Source organism: Stenotrophomonas sp. ZAC14A_NAIMI4_1 (assembly GCF_003086915.1).
GTDB lineage: Bacteria > Pseudomonadota > Gammaproteobacteria > Xanthomonadales > Xanthomonadaceae > Stenotrophomonas.
In genome coordinates this window covers 1397588-1410223 of record NZ_CP026002.1, presented here as the reverse complement: position 1 = coordinate 1410223, position 12636 = coordinate 1397588, and the positions used below count along the sequence as shown (strand labels likewise).

The following is a 12636-nucleotide window of genomic DNA, read 5'->3' as shown; positions in this document are numbered from 1 at the left end:
CCCAGAAACGTAGGCTCAAAACGCTAAAGTTTCTGCAGCCGTGGCCGCCCAGCATTGGGTGCCACAACCACATCGGGTCGGAATGATTCTGCCCGCATACCCACGAGACGGAAGCCTCAATGTCCCAGTTCTATACCCACGAACACTTCAATCTTCTGCAGACACTGGGCGGTACCCGGCATGATCCTGCCAACCCCAGGCTGCAGCGCGGCTACCAGACGCTGCGCGACGCGTACAACGTGACGCTCGAGTGGGCCACGCAGCTCCAACAGGCCCGGTTCCCCTCCGGCCGGCTCAGCATCCGCCGCCGCCCGACCACCCAGGGCAACACCTTCGCCTCCTACAACTGGGCGAAGATCTATCCCGAGCCCGACTCTCCCTCGTCGCTGGCCTACACGGTCGGCCTGAATGGCAGCGAGGGCTTTGTCGTCAAGATCGATACGGTGATGCTGCACGACGGGAACCCGGTGCGCGATGCCTATCGCGCCCTGCGTGACGCGGGCACCGCACGCCCCTTCGTGGCCGTGCTGCCGATCGAGGAAGGCCTTGCCATGACCCTGGACGAGCTGACCGCATGGAGCATCCAGGCGATCGAGCGCTTCGAGATCAGTTATGACGAGGTGGCCCAGCGCATCGGCCTTTCAGGCCATGTGGAAGCAGACGCGGTACTGAAGCACTTTGACATCAGCGAGGCCTTCCGGAAGCTGCGCAGCGGCTGGTCCGCGCAGGAAACCGCGCAGTTCTGCCGCCTTGCCCGCCTGGTCCACGAGGCCGACATGGACTGGTGGTTTGCGGGTACGCGCCTGCATCTGCGCTTTGGCCGTAAGAATCCCAACAGCGGGCGCGCCGTGGCTGTGGTCGGCGCGGTACGCGGCACGCGCACGTGCCAGGTAACGTGGCGCCCGGAACTGGAAAGCATTGCCCGGTTCGTGAGAGAGCCCATCACCGAAGAGATCGTCGACCGCATCGAAGCGGCATTGAATGCAGACGAGGAGATTCTCGAGGATCTCGTTCGCACGGACGACGGACGGGGCGGCTTGTGGCCCGCCCAGGTGGGCGACGACCTCGATACGGACGAGGGCGCCCCCGAAACGGCTGCCAGCCACGGCGCGGATCCGCACGCCAGGCCCCGCAAAGCGGTAGCCACCGAGCTGGCCATCAACCGCATCTATTTCGGCCCGCCCGGCACCGGAAAGACCCATGGCCTTGGCGCTGTGCTCAAGGAGTTCTTCACTGCCGACGAAGAAGATGCCTCCTTCGCCGAAGGCCCGGCCGAGCGCTTCAGCTTCGTTACCTTCCACCAGTCCTATGGCTACGAAGAGTTCGTAGAAGGCCTGCGCCCGGTCATCGACGCAGGCAACGACCAGGGCAATGTCCGTTACGAGATCCGCCCAGGTGTTTTCAAGCAGCTGTGCGAGCGTGCGCGCCGCTTCCCGGACGAGATGTTCGCCATCGTCATTGACGAGATCAACCGCGGCAACATCAGCAAGATCTTCGGCGAGCTCATCACGCTGATCGAGCTGGACAAGCGCACTGGCAGGGAGGGCTGCCATGCCGTCGTACTGCCCTACTCCCAGGAGTCGTTCTCGGTGCCCGCCAACGTCAGCATCATCGGCACCATGAACACCGCCGACCGATCGCTTGCGCTGCTGGACACGGCCCTGCGCCGCCGGTTCGAGTTCGAGGAAGTGCTGCCCAACACCTCCGATGAGGGCGTAGCCCCATTGGCGGGCCTGCGGGTCAACACCAAGGGTGCCTGCATCCACATTCCCAACATGCTGTCGGCCATCAACCAGCGTATTGAAGCGCTGTACGATCGCGACCATCTGATCGGCCACTCGTACTTCACCGAGCTGAAGGACTACGAAGATGGCATCGCGCGCATGGCCAAGCTGGGCAAGATCTTCGACAAGCAGATCCTGCCGCTGCTGGAAGAGTACTTCTTCGATGACTGGCAGAAGATCCGCCACGTGCTGGGCGACAACCAGAAGCCGAGAGATCTGCAGTTCGTGCAGGAATCCAGCGACGAGGACGAATCACTGACGCGCCTCTTCGGCGAAGGATCCGTGGGCGAATCGCACGGCGTTCGCGCCCGCTACACCCGCAATACCCGCGTCCTGCTGGATCCGGAAGCCTACGTCCGCATCTACGCCTCGCTGCTGGGTCACGCGTAAACGTGGCGACTTCCCTTACGCTGCACGAGTACGATGTGCTCGTGCCCGCACCGTTGCTGGGCCCTGCGCCCAGCAACGTCCGCGTGGTGTCGCCCGAGCTGTACGCGTGGCTGGAAGCGCAGTCCATCGCGCTGGTGGGTGGCAAGCAGATGCCCTGGGTGCGCCGCAGCCGCCGCGGCGTGCAGGTCACCAGCTACGTGGGCGTCGTGGCCGCACCTGGCGGTACCCTCATCGAGATCCTCCCCAAGGTTGGCCGGGCACGGGCAGCCGGCACCGGGGAGGCGCGCGCCCTCCTGTTGAAGATGCTGCGTTGCCAGCCGCATATCTCGCGCCTGCGGTTCAACAGCGCACACCTTGCGGCCGACCGCATGCCGATGCTGGAGGTATTCATCGGCGAATTCCTGCGGGCGGTGGTGGCGGTCACGCGGGGCGGGCTGAGGAGCACCTACCAGCTACGCGAGGATGATCTGCCTACGCTGCGTGGGAAGCTGCTGGTCTCGCAGCAGCTCCGCCGCAACCTGACACGCGCTGATCGCTTCCACACCGCGCACGACGAGTTCAGCGCAGACCGGCCCGAGAATCGCCTGATCCATGCGGCGCTGCGAAAGGTGCTGGGTGTTTCGCGCGATGCAGATCATCAGCGGCTGGCCCGAGAGCTGGCGTTTGCATTCACCGATGTACCGGTCAGCCAGGACCCGGAAAAGGACTTCCAGCGCGTGCAGCTGGATCGCAACATGCGCAGCTACCGCGATGCGCTGGACTGGGCGGGCATGGTGCTGAGGGACTTCACGCCCACCTCGGCCATTGGCGACCAGCAGGCACCCTCGCTGCTGTTCCCCATGGAAAAGCTGTTCGAGGCGTACGTTGCCCACCATCTGCACAAGCAGCTGCCCGGCCCCTTCCGGCTGCATGCGCAGGCAAAGCGCCACCACCTGGTACGGCATGAAGGCGCCCACTGGTTCCAATTGCGCCCGGATCTGGTGGTCAGCCGCCAGGGGACCGACGTGCTGGTGATGGACACCAAGTGGAAGCTGCTGGATTCGACGGAGGAAGGCGGACCGCGCAGGTATGACCTCAGCCAGGGCGACTTCTATCAGCTGCATGCCTACGGCCGCAGCTATCTGGGCGGCCAGGGGGCTGTTGTGCTGATCTACCCGCGTACCGATCAGTTCGATCAGCCGCTGCCGGTGTTCGACTTCCCCTCCAGTGAAGGGTTGCAGTTGTGGGTGCTGCCGTTCTGCCTGGAGCGCAGCGAGCTGGTGCTGCCTGAAGGCTGGGTGTGGCCCGGGGGTGGTGGCGGCTGAGGGGATGTCGGCCAGGCCGTTTCGGGGCCGGGTTAGTCGGGTCTTTGCCCGCAGCTCGCCCCGTCCCAGCCCGTGAGACACCCCCACGTCATCCTCCCCTGCCCCAGTCGGTACTTCACTCTTCCCGCTCAGTTTCTTTCACTGGAAAGCTGCAATGGCGCGTTGGCAACACACGCTGGCCCTGATGTTTGCCCTGGGCACACCGGTTTCCACCGCTGTTGCGGACCCAAGCGTTTCCACCCACGTAGTGATGGAAGCCGCCGACAATCCCGGCCGGCCGTCATTCCAGGTGCCCAAGGCGCTGTATGCACCCCTGCCCCGCATCCCGCCAGACGTCCTCTCCCCCTCCCCTTCGGAGGTGGTGGTGTTTGCCGACGTAGCGAGCAATGGGGAGGTGCAGAGCGTCTCCATCGCCGTCTCCAGCCGCCTGCGCGATCTCGACCGCGCCGCGCTTGCGGCGGTCAGGCAATGGCGGTTCGAGCCCGCCCCGTCAGGTGGTCAGGCCATGTCTGTTCGGGTTCGCGTGCGCGTGGTCTTTGCCCGCAGCTCGCCCCGTCCCAGCCGGTGAGACACCCCCACGTCATCCTCCCCTGCCCCAGGAGGATGACCATGACCAAGATCGACGCGGCGTGGCTTGAAGAGTTTGACGAGGCCTTGCTGGGCCTGTTTGCCGTGGACCACAGCGATGCGGGCATGGATGAGTACCTGCTCACCTGCTACGCGGATCTGGAGCCGCGCGAGGCGGCGATGGCGTTTGGCAATGACTACGATCTGGCCCGCACGCCGTTGCTGTGGCCGATGCCGGGATTGGCGATGCATAGTTGAGTGGTGTCGCGATCGAGATATTTTGCATTTCGATGCTGTGGCGCTACGGCGGGCCTTCCGCAGTTTGGGCTACGAGACATGACTGGGATCGGCTCAGAGTTTTCCTACATTCGCTGTAGGGATCGCCCGGACATTATCGGCTGGCGCGTCATGAAACACTGTCTGCGGAATGGAAGGATCACACCCTCTACTACGAAGGAGCTGTAGTCATGCATGCGTTGGTTCCAAAAGTGGTCTATCTGGCCGACTGCGCAACGCGCGTGGACCTGTACCAGCAATCGATTGCTGACGAGCGCGCGTATGTTGCCGCGTGGCTGGCCCGCGCGCGCGACATGTGGAAGACCCAGGGTGGCACCAGCTACTTCACGGCGCGCCAGCCTAACCAGATCCAGGAAATAGCCAATGGCATTGATGCCATCCTGGTCATTCAGGTAGACGAGTTCTACAAGGCCGTAGGTATAGAAGCGAAGCGACCTGGTTTTATCACGCCCCTGCCATGGGACAAAAAGCGCCCTCCGCCGAAGTTTTCGCGCTTTCACAACCAGCTCAACAGGCAGAACGGCTTGGCGAGCAAGGGTTGGGCCATGGGTGCGCTGTTCATCAACGAGATCTGTCCGGGTCTTGCGGGCCCACCCGGCACCGATACGCACGGCGCAACGTTCATGGATCGAGATCCGTTGCTGAATGCATCGCTGCCCATCGTGACGGCGCCCGCGCATCGCTGGCAGACCTCAGACCTGCTCCCCCTTCTGGCCACCGGCCCAAGCTACAACCTGGAGGAACTGCTGGAGGAGGTCGTCGCCTGCAGGTCCGGCAGTGCAATGAGCGGCAGTCAGTTGCTGGAGTCTGCACTGGTCTATGCAGCCGATCTGGCGCGCGAGGAGGACAAACCGCGCGTCACTGACGACAATCCGGACGACTCTTCGTTCGAGATGCACCCCAGCACGCGATTGCTGAGGAACCTCTGCCGTTACACAGGTGCGACCAGCGCACTGTTGCTGGATGCCTCAGGGCCTGAGCAGGCGGATGACGGCATTCGGCAACGGTGGCGCCAAAGTGCTCTCGAACTGGGTCTGCCGGCTGCCTCGGAGGAGGCTACGCGCAGGGTTCGGCCTAGACTCTGATCCTCGTTCAGCGGCGATGGAGTGGGATGGCCGGCCGTTCGCCATCCCAGCTTATGAGACATCTCCACACCATCCTCCCCTGCCCTTCTGTGAGGATGGCCATGACCCCGATAGACCCCACCTGGCTGCAGACCTTCGACTACGAACTACGCGATCTGTTCGGCATCGATCACGGCGATGCGGGCATGAATGCGCAGTTGCTGCGTCTGTATGCAGACCTGCCACCGCGTGATGCGGCACTGGCGTTTGGCAATGACTACGACCTGGAGCGCGATGATGCGCTGTGGCCGCGGCCAGGAATTCCTCCTCGCAGTTAGGTAGTGTCGCAATCGGCACCTTTCGCGCTTTGGTGCTGCGATGGGACTGTCGTAATTGGGCTTACAAGTGTTTGTAAACCGGGCATTTTGGGGTGCATTCGGGTGGCAACTTAACAACGGCGGAAACCATTGCACGGCAAAGCATTCGGCCGATGGACAGCGTGCAACAATGCCGTAAGCGTCAGCACTTGCGGCCTCTTCGGACTTCGGTTTCTTGGCATCCCGCTGCCAAGCGAGTAAACCTTGGCCTGCCACCTCAAACGGGTGGCGCGGGCGTCGAAAACCCGCTGCTCTATAGCGATGTGTAAGCGCTGGTCAGCCGGCGTCACCTTCGGGTGGCGTCGGCTGACAATCCGTTCGCGTTCTATGGCGGGCGGTGCGTGGGGGTCTTCGGGCCCGCCGGATTCGCTATAGACCGGTTTTCGAGCCACGCATCGCCCGCCACCTTATGGGTGGCCCTGCTGTCTTTCTGCATGGAGCATTGCCATGAGCGCAACGAAAGCCCCCGTCCTGAAGATCCAACCCGAACCGGCCATCGACGATCACGAAGAAGACCCGTTCCCCGATCCCAACAGCTTTGTCGCCACGCTGCGGCGTATTGGCGCAGGTGCCGCCGCCGATGGGCAGCCCTGGCCCGAGCTGCACCTGAGCCTGGGGCGCCGCATGCAGATGGCCGACGCGGACTGCGCCCTGTGCGGCCTGCGCACGGTGGCGGAGATGGCGCTAGCTGGTGAGCGCTCGCGGCAGAACGGCGCGCGGGGGGATTGCCTGGACGACCGTTCGATGGAGGGGCTGCTGATGGCGGTGTTGTCGCTGACCATTCTGGCTACTGAGCGGGCGCAGGGCCGGGTTTAAGTACCCCGAAGACTGTAGCGCCGGGGCTTTCCCCGGCACTACATACTATCTCCATAGGATACACGCGATGGGTAGCATGCCAGCCCGACGCTACCGCACAATCATCGAGTACGCACAGTGAGATGCGGGCCACCGGCAGACCTCAGTTGACTCCGGCTATATGGATCACGCGGCTTACGTCGACTCTTTATCGCGCAGCGTCGGAGAGGTTGTAGTGCAGCTATCTGCTAGCCGCTGATGAGACGCGCGATTAGGCCTTATCCGCTAGGCGACGACCTGCAGAGCTAGAACTACTCCGACTTATTGGACATGGAAAGTCGTTCACTTGCCGCCGCGAACTTCGAGCGACTGCTGACTTTGAGACAGCAGAAAAATCCGGCAGAGCCCTACAATCTCATCCAGGCCCAATCGTTCCCTCCCCTTGAGGCTGCACTCCCATATTACAACGACGCGCCATCCCAACTGTAGAAGAGCTTCATGAGCCCGTTGGTCTCGAGCTCTATTCAACGCGACCTTGTTCTGCCAGAAATCTCGACGAGTCTCTGGAATCTTAAATAAACTGCAATCGTGGCCATGCCAAAAGCACCCATGAACGAAAATGACCGTCCGATACCGAGGGAGAATCAGATCAGGACTACCAGGAAGATCTCGGCCGTGGAGCCTGTAGCGGAATCCGGCTGCATGCAAGCCTTTTCTCACAATCAGCTCCGGCTTAGTATCCCGAGCCCGAACGTTTTTCATGTTACGACGTCGTTGTTCGGGCGTAAGTACGTCCACGGTCAAGCCTGACCAGTCGAATCCGCAACTATCATGCGCAACGCATTCCGCATCTCGTCCGAGCGCATTCCCGGTCTCAAGGTGATTGCTCCGAACTTGAACTTCTCTCTGTAGCCTGGATGGAAGAGACGCCCTGGAACGGCAGCATCCTTGTAGTCCTCGCCGAACTGCGGGACGTGCGGCGTTAGCAAGTACGCTGCTCTTACGATGCCAGCGACTCCACCATCAGAGCTCTCGCGAACGAGTGCGTCGCGATAAGTGTGAATTGAACCAAGGGCCTCGTTCAGACCAGCATCAATTCTATACTTTGCGTCAAGCACGATGACGGATCTACCGGACTCTGCATGAGCATCAACGTGGGCGAGGACGACATCCGGAATCATTGTTCGACTGAAACTACCTGCTCCATCTGTTTCGTTCCAGTACTCCCGGTAGCGCCTCTGAAAGCTGACGACCATGCCATCTCCAATCACTACGGAAACAGCGCCAGACGCAAGAGTCAGCCCACCGGAGGCGTCACCAGTGAATAGCTCGGTGAGATCAACCCCTTCCGCGCCGTACTCTTCTACGGCCGCTCGGGTCAGTCTCAGGAAGCACCACAGCTCGTAGAGCTCGTAAGTTCTGGCGAGAGGCATTTGTAGGAAGTCACCGAACAGGGCCGCTAGCCCCAAGTTCATGTCCTGCCAAAGGCGATAGAATTTCACGTATGCGGGTGCACTGCGAAACAGCGGCGAGAGCTGTAGCGCAGGTGCATCCATGCCAACCCCTCTGAAGAACTCTGAATTCTGACTGGCAAGCAACTTCCTTGCGGTTCGCCGAGAGCGCACCGCCCAGCTCCGATATGAGCTTGCGGAATCCCGATCCAGCCTGCCTGAAGTGGCTTCAAGCGTATCCGAAACACCAGTAAGCCACGCAGCCCATGATCCAAGGCACGCCTTTATCTGCCGGTGCTCGGTAATGTCTGAACTAGCACGTTGTTTCCTGACAATGAGCTCGGCAGGAAGTCGACCGCTGAGCAAATTTGGCAGTCTCGATGGAAGCCGAGTCTCTTTCAGGATCGCGCTACTCCGGAAGGCGCGAGCAACCTCAGGACCAGTTGTTCGTCGGACTCGATAGAAGGGCACCTTAGTCTGCTCAGACCTAAGAAAACTCCTGGGAGCGCGACTGATCTCTTCAACGGCCTTTATAACTTCCTCAACACGCGAAAGAAGGAACTGGAGCCTAGCCAAAGGCGGCGGCCGACCTGTTCGTTGCTTGGCAATTCCCTTGCGAAAAGAACTCAGAGAGAAAAGCGAGAATGTGTCCTCAAGAATTTCACGAACCATCGAATCAAAATCATCGCGCGTGAGCTTTCTGAGATCAGGGTCAGTAGTTATTTCAAAGCGCTGACTGGCAGACCCTGGCAGGCGCAAGACGACCTCCACAGAACCCGCATGAAAGCCTGGTGTCCAGCGCCATCTAGCCGTACCAGGCTCCTGGGATCGAAGCGCTTCTGCAGGTACGTCGTCGATAGAGAGATCCACCTCCTGCGCTCGTTCACAGTCATGCAACTCAAAGAAGTAGGATGCCGCCTCTCGAACTCCCCCAGGAGGAATCGGCTCGGCAAGCGGCCATACCCTCCAGCGCTGTCCGTCAACGTCACTTCGGATGAATAGCGACGCCATGAATCACCGCATAGCCTGGAATGAGCCGAATTCGTCCAGATCGTCCTTCAACCGCCTGAGATACTGAGTGCTACGAGGAAGCCCCTCGCACACTTTTTCAAGTGCATTGAGCAGTGATCGATGCCTTTCTGATCCACGCAACTTCACAAAGACCTTTTGCACAAGAAGATCATCTGTCACTTTGCTCGAAGAACTGTGCATATGAATATCTACGTAGGCGTGGTACCGCAAAGACTCCTCAAGCAAGCGGTATCCAAAGCCCTGGCCACTCTCCTGCATGATCCGATGCACCTCTAGGAGTTTTGATCCAGTCGAATTCGCTGCGGCTTGGAGAGCAGGGTACCTACCAACGAGTGAGGTTATGAATCCGGCGGCATCCACTTCAGACATATCGATTACTGTTGCGCGATCCAAAACCTTGTCACTGATAGGATTGGTCGTCTCATCAATATTGATGGTTCCAATGATGAACAGATTGGGCGGAAGCGGCACTTCTGCGCGAATAGAGGTGCCAGTTGTACCCTCGAGAGGAACGCTATTCGAGTGAAGCTGGAGAGTGCGCCCAGTCTCTATAGCCGAAAGGATATCTGAGAAGTAATACTCCACGCGCGCGAGATTCATCTCGTCCAGAATCACGAACACAGGCGATTCACGGTGCGCAATGGCTACAAGCACAGCCTCAAGAAACGGCGGAACTACATATCTATTGCTAAGAACGTCGTGATAACCGGTAAGTCCTGAAGGATCCGTCCACTCCGGGCGAACAGGACACACAAACAGAAGTGGATCGTCGGCACCACTCTGATCAACACCATGAACTGCATGCGCATACTTCAGTGCAAGCTGCGTTTTTCCGGTACCGGAAAGCCCAGAAAGAATTACGAAATGCTTAGTCTCAAGAAAGTTCAAAGCTGCATGGAAGCGCCCTATCTCACCATTCGGATAGTGCCCACCGAGGTGATTTATTGAGTTCTCGATTTCCTCAATCGAAATTGATGACGGCAGACGACGCATACTCTCGCTGAGAGAGGCCACGTCCGACCAGACAGCGAGCTCATGCGTCTTTTCGGTTCCAACTAGATTGCCGAGCCATCCGATAAACTCGCGCGCCAGGAGACTACGCCTTGCTGACGCAGCCGGCGGATACAACGCTACAACGATCTCGTCAGGTTCGATCGCAGGACCGAACGGGGACAGATCGATTTTCAGGCTGTTCCAGAATCCGGAATTGCGGAGCCATAGGCGGCCGTCAGCTGCCAAGTAGATTGGCACCAGGTTATTACGGTGGCTGTACTTGAACTCTGAATCGCCCGCTTCATCCTCATCTTCTATCGAAGACGAGGTGGAAGAAGAATCCACGGCTGCTGCGCGAGACTTGGCAGCAACCCCTAGATCCTTCATTCGTTTCAAACGGGAAAGAAGGCTGTTCTTGTCCTTACGGACCAGGACCGCAAAGTAAACCTCATCTTCGGGTGGAAACTTAAGGACACAACCAAAGATCATGCCATCTGTGTCTTCCCTAACAGCATCTAGGTTAGCCACGCCAATTTGAATACCGCCTTCCAGAATCTTGGCCCCATTGGATACCCCGAACAGCTCGCGGGGTTTTATGGATTTAGGGGTGTCAAAATACTTCTGTGCCGCTTCAAGAAATTGCTTCTGCCGTTCGACGAGACTCATCTTGTGCTTCCCTATCCGTGGCCTCTGGCCTGATTGTCTTGAGGATATGCGAGGCCAACGCCTTGGCCATTAAGGGAGGAACCGCGTTACCGATTTGCTTGAATGCGGGATTCATCGTACCGCTGAAGACAAAACCATCGGGGAACGACTGAAGCCGTGCCGCTTCACGAACCGAGATTGTTCTTGCCTGAGAGCTATCGTAGTGAATGTGACTATAGCTATCCTTCCCAAGGTGAGCCATCAGCGTCCGCGCTGGCTGGTCTCTCCAGATTTTCCGCCACTTGTTGGGAAATTTGCTTGCGTCGTAAGGGGGAACAATTGAATCCCAGAGTGCCTTGTACTTTGCGGAGCCATCCGAGATCTTCTCACCCGCATTGCGGGCAGCGGAGAGTCGTCCCTCAAACATTCGCACCGCATGGGCGTGTGCCTGGGGATATTGGTCTCCCTCGTTCATCTGGGCGAACAGCTCGTAGTCACGCGGGAGATAGCGGATGACGTGATCGTTAGGGCCATCCGTGCGGGCTTCGTGGCCCGACCATTCACGCATAAGCATGCCGTATGCGGAGGGCTTCTTTCGACCGTACCCAGAGGCTGCATCGAACCGACGAGCGCCCCTGGACAGCTTACCCGTTGCCAGCAACTGCCTTGCATCGATCGATGGGAGATCGCGGAGTGCGTCTTCGGCGGTCACGGCAGGAGGCAGCTCCATGCTCGCTACGGGAGGCGAGATGTAGGAATGCGCCTGTCCTGCAAGACTGCGCAGCGTTTTCAGAGCCACTGAACGCGACCCCTCGTAGCCTGGCGGCAGCACAAGCCAATTAGTTGGGGCAGGGAAGGAAACATTTACATTGAGTTCTTTGCGATAGGCAATGAGGAACATTCGCTCACGCATTTGGGGTACGCCATAGAACGCCGCGTTGAGCAGCGTATACCCGCAAACGTAGCCTTTATCGGCAAGGACCTCACAAGTCTCCTCTGCGATATTCTGACCACCGTGATTAAGAATATCTGGGACGTTCTCCATCAGCACAGCAATCGGCTGAAATGCGTCGACGTACTCGAGATACTTTTTGTACAGCTGAGCACGCGGGTCATGGATGAAGGCCTCAGGATGCTCTTCAATTTCGCGAAGCTTGGAGCGACCGACACGAGCAAAGGCTTGGCAGGGCGGCCCACCAACAACGATATCGAACGCATCTTCAACATTGCCTAGGCGCAATTTTTCGCAAAGCGCTTCCGGCGTGGTCTTGGTGATGTCGATGGCCTGACTGTGCTCAGGCGCGCCCTCATGGAAATTCAGTCCATGGGACCGTGCGGCATCAGCATCAAACTCGACGGCGGCCCGGAGATCGAAGCCGGCAGCTTCAAACCCAAGTGAGATACCGCCACATCCAGCGAAAAGATCCAGAACACGGGGAGCAGCACCAGAACGCAAGCGCTCAAGTTTCTGGAGAATTACGTTGTTACTCATGAATCAGATCCTTGACGCGACATACGAAGGGGCAAAATATCCTGGCCATGTAGTTCGTCCAGGAACCGCTGTACCGCCATCCGAATCACCCAGGCTGAAGATACTTGATTTGTGTCAGCCAAGGCCTGTATCTGTATATGGACGTCTTCCGTCAGCATTACAGACGTCCGGATGGTTTTTTGATCTGGATCGAGTGATTGTCGAGCCACGGCGGCACCAGCATTAGGACTGACACTATTGTGCATCACAATGCATACATTTGCATCACAATCGCCTACACCGATCAGACCAACACTCAGCGAGCAGGTTAGCCTCAGACAGTCTCAGAAGCTCAGACTGGACTGAGGCAGTGCAACTGGCCCTTAAATGCTGTGCGGCGCACCCTGCCTCCCTCCCTCCGCCCCCCCCCCGGTGGGACCTCTCGCGCCGGCCTGTTTTTCACCAG

11 protein-coding genes are annotated in these 12636 nt (G+C 59.2%); 7 read left to right on the top strand and 4 right to left on the bottom strand.

Going from position 1 to position 12636, the window contains the following annotated elements; genetic code table 11:
• The first annotated feature begins 119 nt into the window (after positions 1-119).
• The 7 genes from C1926_RS06550 to C1926_RS06520 all read left to right on the top strand — a co-directional run bounded on the left by C1926_RS06550 (position 120) and on the right by C1926_RS06520 (position 6599).
• Positions 120-2174: an AAA family ATPase gene (locus C1926_RS06550; protein WP_108758648.1), complete on the top strand. Its 2055-nt coding sequence runs from the start codon at positions 120-122 to the stop codon at positions 2172-2174.
• A gap of 2 nt (positions 2175-2176) precedes the next feature.
• Positions 2177-3478 (top strand): McrC family protein, encoded by a 1302-nt coding sequence (locus C1926_RS06545; RefSeq protein ID WP_108758647.1) that lies wholly within the window; start codon positions 2177-2179, stop codon positions 3476-3478.
• Positions 3479-3632: 154 nt separating this feature from the next.
• On the top strand, positions 3633-4046 hold the full coding sequence (locus tag C1926_RS06540; RefSeq protein ID WP_108758646.1) for an energy transducer TonB: 414 nt from the start codon (positions 3633-3635) through the stop codon (positions 4044-4046).
• Between the two features lie 41 nt (positions 4047-4087).
• Positions 4088-4303, top strand: a complete 216-nt coding sequence (locus C1926_RS06535; protein WP_174214084.1) for a hypothetical protein — start codon at positions 4088-4090, stop codon at positions 4301-4303.
• A 209-nt stretch (positions 4304-4512) separates the two neighbouring features.
• A complete protein-coding gene (locus tag C1926_RS06530; RefSeq protein ID WP_108758644.1) occupies positions 4513-5427 on the top strand; it encodes a hypothetical protein in 915 nt (304 codons plus the stop codon).
• A 101-nt stretch (positions 5428-5528) separates the two neighbouring features.
• Complete coding sequence (locus C1926_RS06525; RefSeq protein WP_174214083.1) at positions 5529-5744, top strand: hypothetical protein; 216 nt, start codon at positions 5529-5531, stop codon at positions 5742-5744.
• Between the two features lie 486 nt (positions 5745-6230).
• Entirely contained in the window at positions 6231-6599 is a 369-nt protein-coding gene (locus C1926_RS06520) for a hypothetical protein (RefSeq protein WP_108758642.1), read from the top strand.
• A 321-nt stretch (positions 6600-6920) separates the two neighbouring features.
• Here C1926_RS06520 and C1926_RS06515 read toward each other — a convergent pair whose 3' ends face one another.
• Genes C1926_RS06515 through C1926_RS06500 form a run of 4 tightly spaced genes read right to left on the bottom strand, consistent with a single transcriptional unit; the run spans position 6921 to position 12191 of the window.
• Positions 6921-7376 (bottom strand): very short patch repair endonuclease, encoded by a 456-nt coding sequence (locus tag C1926_RS06515; RefSeq protein WP_216822046.1) that lies wholly within the window; start codon positions 7374-7376, stop codon positions 6921-6923.
• A gap of 2 nt (positions 7377-7378) precedes the next feature.
• Positions 7379-9040: a DUF2357 domain-containing protein gene (locus C1926_RS06510; RefSeq protein ID WP_108758640.1), complete on the bottom strand. Its 1662-nt coding sequence runs from the start codon at positions 9038-9040 to the stop codon at positions 7379-7381.
• Between the two features lie 3 nt (positions 9041-9043).
• Positions 9044-10720 carry a hypothetical protein gene (locus C1926_RS06505; RefSeq protein ID WP_108758639.1) on the bottom strand — a complete coding sequence of 559 codons (1677 nt, stop codon included), beginning with the start codon at positions 10718-10720 and terminating at the stop codon, positions 9044-9046.
• The gene (locus C1926_RS06500; protein WP_108758638.1) at positions 10686-12191 is read right to left on the bottom strand and encodes a DNA cytosine methyltransferase; all 1506 of its coding nucleotides are present in this window, start codon (positions 12189-12191) and stop codon (positions 10686-10688) included. The genes C1926_RS06505 and C1926_RS06500 overlap by 35 nt, the downstream gene beginning before the upstream one ends.
• Positions 12192-12636: the final 445 nt, after the last annotated feature.

Bases quoted from the DNA above. Each gene is read 5' to 3' on its own strand.
- C1926_RS06550 (WP_108758648.1), top strand. From the start codon at position 120: ATGTCCCAGTTCTATACCCACGAACACTTCAATCTTCTGCAGACACTG.
- C1926_RS06540 (WP_108758646.1), top strand. From the start codon at position 3,633: ATGGCGCGTTGGCAACACACGCTGGCCCTGATGTTTGCCCTGGGCACA.
- C1926_RS06535 (WP_174214084.1), top strand. From the start codon at position 4,088: ATGACCAAGATCGACGCGGCGTGGCTTGAAGAGTTTGACGAGGCCTTG.
- C1926_RS06530 (WP_108758644.1), top strand. From the start codon at position 4,513: ATGCATGCGTTGGTTCCAAAAGTGGTCTATCTGGCCGACTGCGCAACG.
- C1926_RS06525 (WP_174214083.1), top strand. From the start codon at position 5,529: ATGACCCCGATAGACCCCACCTGGCTGCAGACCTTCGACTACGAACTA.
- C1926_RS06520 (WP_108758642.1), top strand. From the start codon at position 6,231: ATGAGCGCAACGAAAGCCCCCGTCCTGAAGATCCAACCCGAACCGGCC.
- C1926_RS06510 (WP_108758640.1), bottom strand. From the start codon at position 9,040: ATGGCGTCGCTATTCATCCGAAGTGACGTTGACGGACAGCGCTGGAGG.
- C1926_RS06505 (WP_108758639.1), bottom strand. From the start codon at position 10,720: ATGAGTCTCGTCGAACGGCAGAAGCAATTTCTTGAAGCGGCACAGAAG.
- C1926_RS06500 (WP_108758638.1), bottom strand. From the start codon at position 12,191: ATGAGTAACAACGTAATTCTCCAGAAACTTGAGCGCTTGCGTTCTGGT.